Genomic DNA, 2,682 nt, shown 5'->3' on the forward strand with positions numbered 1-2,682 from the left:
GGGGCTCCTCGTAATGACAGCGGGGGCAAGTTCATCAGGAGGAGCCCCAGCGACGCGGCAATCTGGGGTTTTGGGAGCAGGAGATTACTTCGTCGCTTAGGCTCCTCGTAATGACAACGAGGGCAAGTTCATCAGGAGGAGCCCCGGCGACGCGGCAATCTGGGGTTTTGGGAGCAGGAGATTACTTCGTCGCTTAGGCTCCTCGTAATGACAACGAGGGCAAGTTCATCAGGAGGAGCCCCGGCGACGCGGCAATCTGGGGTTTTGGGAGCAGGAGATTACTTCGTCGCTTAGGCTCCTCGTAATGACAGCGGGGGCAAATTCATCAGGAGGAGCCCCGGCGACGCGGCAATCTGGGGCTTCGGGAGCAGAAGATTACTTCGTCGCTTAGGCTCCTCGCAATGACAGCTAAACATTCGATTGATTCGGATTTGCGCAGCAGGGGTACGGCTCGCAAAGCAAGGCATGCCGACTTATCGTATCGTGGACGCCGGAGCGGTCGGCGCCGCTTCACTGAGGTAGAGGAACAAAAGATGTTGCTGATCCCCGCCATCGACCTGAAGGATGGCAAGTGTGTCCGCCTGCGGCAGGGCCGCATGGAAGATTCCACGGTGTTTTCCGACGACCCCGTAGCCACGGCCGGTCGCTGGGTGGAGGCCGGAGCGCGCCGGCTGCATCTGGTCGACCTCAACGGTGCCTTCGACGGCAAGCCGGTCAATGGCGAGATTATCCGGGCCATTGCCGAGACGTATCCGGACATACCCATCCAGGTGGGTGGCGGGATCCGCGATGAAGAGACGGTTCAGGGCTACCTGGATGCCGGCGTGCAGTACGTCATCATCGGCACCAAGGCGGTCAATGCCCCCCACTTCATCAACGATCTGTGCATGGAATATCCGGGCCACATCATCGTCGGACTGGACGCCAAAGAGGGAAAGGTGGCCATCGACGGCTGGTCGAAGCTGTCCAAACATGACGTAATCGACCTGGCCCGGCATTTCGAGAACGACGGTGTCGAGGCCATCATCTATACCGACATCGGCCGGGATGGCATGATGACCGGCGTCAACGTGGATGCAACAGTTAAGCTCGCCCGCGCAATCACCATCCCGGTCATCGCCTCCGGCGGCATCAGCAGCCTCGATGACGTACGGACCCTGTGCGCTGTGTCCGGCGAGGGCATCAGCGGCGCCATCACCGGCCGCGCCATCTACGAGGGAAGTTTGGACTTCTCCGAGGGGCAGCGGCTCGCGGACGAATTGACGAAATAAGGTACGGACAGACAGAGATACAAGGTACGAGGGTCGAGATACGAGGGGTGGTGTGCGCTTCGCGCACGTTTTATTGAAATGGGCGCGAGCGCAGCGAGCACATTCCCTCGAATCTTGTATCTCCAACCTCGTATCTCTCGTCCGCCCCCTGCAAGGCTAATGGTTTGGTGAAATGGCTCTAGCGAAACGAATCATCCCCTGTCTGGACGTCGACGGCGGACGAGTGGTCAAGGGCGTGCAGTTTGTGGATATCCGCGATGCCGGCGACCCGGTGGAGGTGGCGCGCCGTTATGATGAACAGGGCGCCGACGAGATCACCTTTCTGGACATCACCGCCTCGTCGGATGAACGGGAGACCATGGTGCATGTGGTCGAAGAGGTTGCCGGACAGGTCTTCATCCCACTGACCGTGGGCGGGGGCATCCGCACGAGCGAGGATATCCGCCGCATGCTGAACGCGGGTGCGGACAAGGTCGCCATCAATACCGCGGCGGTGTTCAACCCGGAATTCGTCAAAGAGGCGGCCGAGCGCTTCGGTTCCCAGTGCATCGTAGTCGCCATCGACGCCAAGCGGGTCAGCCATGAGGGGGAGCCGCCCCGCTGGGAGATCTTCACCCACGGCGGACGCAAGCCCACCGGCATCGACACCATCGAGTGGGCGCGCAAAATGGTGGAGTATGGTGCCGGCGAGATCCTGCTGACCAGCATGGACCGGGACGGCACCAAAAGCGGCTTCGACCTGGAACTGACCCGGGCCGTATCCGACGCCGTTCACGTGCCGGTCATCGCCTCCGGTGGAGTCGGCAAACTGGAACACCTCACCGAAGGCGTAGGCGAAGGCCATGCCGAAGCCGTGCTGGCCGCCAGTATCTTCCACTTCGGCGAATACACCATCGAAGAGGCCAAGCGGCACATGGCCGAGGCCGGCATCGAAGTCCGGCTGTAAGGGCAGATACGAGCGGCGAGGGGCGAGATACGAGGGGTGGAGTGCGCTGCGCGCACGATTGATCGGGTTGGCCGAGCGTAGTGAGCTCTTTCCCTCGAATCCCGAATCCCGAATCTCGTATCTTGTGAATCAAAGCCTCGGAGGCTACGGCTTGTGAGTTGGTTGGACGAAATAAAGTGGGACACGGACGGGCTGGTGCCGGCGATCCCAGGACCACCATCACTACTGAAGTGCGGCTTTAAAGCTACTAAACCGCAAAGGACGCCAAGAACGCGAAGCAAAAAGATGTCACTTTGCGGTCCTTTGCGACCTTCGCGGTTAAGGGTGTTTTATGAAAAATGCTTGGGGCTCAACGAGATTAAGTGGGACGCGGACGGGCTGGTGCCGGCGATCCCGGGACCATCACTACCGAAGTGCGGCTTTAAAGCTACTAAACCGCAAAGGACGCCAAGAACGCGAAGCAAA

2 protein-coding genes are annotated in these 2,682 nt (G+C 60.3%); both read left to right on the forward strand.

The genetic code is table 11. The features are described 5' to 3' along the window. Positions 1-533 precede the first annotated feature (533 nt). Positions 534-1,271, forward strand: coding sequence for a 1-(5-phosphoribosyl)-5-[(5-phosphoribosylamino)methylideneamino]imidazole-4-carboxamide isomerase (gene hisA, locus Q7L05_RS14655; protein WP_303908271.1), 738 nt, complete (start codon positions 534-536; stop codon positions 1,269-1,271). 172 nt (positions 1,272-1,443) lie between these two features. Next, positions 1,444-2,217, forward strand: a complete 774-nt coding sequence (hisF, locus tag Q7L05_RS14660) for an imidazole glycerol phosphate synthase subunit HisF (protein WP_303908273.1) — start codon at positions 1,444-1,446, stop codon at positions 2,215-2,217. Positions 2,218-2,682 lie beyond the last annotated feature (465 nt).

It is taken from the genome of Thiohalomonas denitrificans (genome assembly GCF_016841685.1).
In the GTDB taxonomy this organism is placed as follows: domain Bacteria; phylum Pseudomonadota; class Gammaproteobacteria; order Thiohalomonadales; family Thiohalomonadaceae; genus Thiohalomonas; species Thiohalomonas denitrificans_A.